The sequence below is a fragment of the Nocardioides sp. genome (genome assembly GCF_051876515.1).
Lineage (GTDB): Bacteria > Actinomycetota > Actinomycetes > Propionibacteriales > Nocardioidaceae > Nocardioides.
This window is the reverse complement of record NZ_JBJEHY010000056.1, coordinates 1-1,876: the sequence shown is the minus strand read 5'-3', so window position 1 is coordinate 1,876 and position 1,876 is coordinate 1. Positions and strand designations below refer to the sequence as shown.

The following is a 1,876-nucleotide window of genomic DNA, read 5'->3' as shown; positions in this document are numbered from 1 at the left end:
GCCGCCCTCACCTGACCAGCGGCGCTCCGCGGTAACCACCGCGCGAGCGCCACCGCCGCACCCCGACCCGACGCGCCCAGCGGCGCCACTCGCCGGAGAGCTCGGCGACGAGCCACGGGTGCCGGCGGGCCACGTTGCGGCTCTCGGTGCGGTCGGCCTCCAGGTCGTACAGGCGCCACCCCCGGCCGTGGCGGGCCACCAGCTTCCAGCGGCCCCGTCGTACGGCCCGGTTGCCCTCGTGCTCCCAGAAGATCGACCGGTGGGCCGTCCAGGCGCCGTTGTCCCGGCCGGCCGCCACGGCGGCGAAGCTGCGCCCGGCCAGCGGGCGGGTGCGCCTGCCCCGGCGACGGCGCAGGTGCTGGGTCCCCGTCACGTCCAGGACCGTGGGCACCAGGTCGACCACGTGCAGCGGCGCGTGGCTCACCCCGCCGGCGGTGAACCTCGCGGGCAGGGAGGCGAGCAGGGGCGTGGAGATGCCGCCCTCGTCGGTGAAGTGCTTGTAGCTGGCGAACGGCGTGTTGGAGACGTGCGCCCACCCGCGCCCGTAGCTGGCGTACGTGTCGCTGGCGCCGGGCCAGATCGTCGGGTCGTTGCCGGCGCGCACCCGCGCCCCGTCCACGCTGACCGCCTGCCCGGCGCTGCCGGCCCCCAGCGCCTCGGCGCAGCCTCCGTTGTCCGAGAGGAACAGCACGAGGGTGTTGTCGCGCCGTCCCGTGCGTTCGAGGGCGTCGAGGACCCGGCCGACGCCGACGTCGAGCCGGTGCACCTGGGCGGCGTAGACGGCCATCCGCCGGTCCTGCCACGACTTCTCGTGGACGTCGGACCACTGCGGAACCTGGCCGTCCCGGCGTCCCGGGGTGGTGACGCCGGGCAGCAGGCCCGCGTCCCGCTGCCGCTCGAACCGCGCGCGGCGGACCTCGTCCCAGCCGTTGAGGTAGCGACCCCGGAACTGCGCCACGTCCTCCTCGGGCGCGTGCAGCGGCCAGTGGGCGCCGGTGAACGCGACGTAGCTGAAGAACGGCCGGTCGCCGCGGGCGAACTGCTCGATCGACTCGACGGCGTGGTCGGCGATCGCGTCGGTGAGGTAGAAGTCGCGGGAGGTGGGGCGGCCGATCCGACGGTCGTTGCGGAACAGCTGTGGCCTGAAGTAGGAGCCGTACCCGTCGAGGATCCCGTAGGAGCGGTCGAAGCCCCGGCTGGAGGGCCGTACCCCGGTCCGCCACTCGCCGAGGTGCCACTTGCCGCTCATCGACGTGCGGTAACCGGCGGCTCCCAGCGACTCGGCCAGGGTGGCGGCCTCGGGCGCCAGGTGGCCCCGGTACTGGGGGCTGCCCTGGTCGACGTTCATGTGCCCGACCCCGGCGGTGGTCGGGTACAGCCCGGTGAGCACCGACGCGCGCGTCGGGCAGCAGCGCGCGTTGTTGTAGAAGTTCGTGAAGGTGGTGCCGGACTCGCCGATCTGGTCGATGTGCGGGGTCGGGATCTCCGAGCCGAACCGGCTGATGTCGGAGAAGCCGAGGTCGTCGACGAGGATCAGCACGACGTCGGGGCGTCGGGCGGCGCTGGCCTGCGGCGCGGCGGCCAGACTGGTGCCGGCCGAGGCTCCGACGACGGTGCTGGCCGCCGCGGCCCGCAGCACGGAGCGGCGGGCGAGATCGGGGAGGGACAACTCGCACTCCAGAAAGTTGACTGAATTAGTTCGATTAAACCAGTCGACTTTCCGGGACGTGTGCGCTGTCCGGATCTCGGCGCGTCGCTCAGCGGGGCTCGAGGACCACGATGGGGATCTCGCGGTCCGCCCACGACCGGTACGTCGCGAAGTCGGCGTACAGGGCGTCGAGCCGCGGCCAGAGGACCTCGCGCTCCTCCGGGGTCG

General features: G+C 73.6%; 2 protein-coding genes. Both read right to left on the bottom strand.

Annotation, left to right across the window (positions count from 1 at the left end; all coding sequences use genetic code 11):
• Positions 1-7: 7 nt before the first annotated feature.
• Positions 8-1,669, bottom strand: coding sequence for an arylsulfatase (locus ACI379_RS03580; RefSeq protein ID WP_439790688.1), 1,662 nt, complete (start codon positions 1,667-1,669; stop codon positions 8-10).
• An 88-nt stretch (positions 1,670-1,757) separates the two neighbouring features.
• Positions 1,758-1,876 (bottom strand): nitroreductase/quinone reductase family protein (locus ACI379_RS03575; protein ID WP_439790691.1); only part of this gene is annotated, 119 nt, incomplete at its 5' end.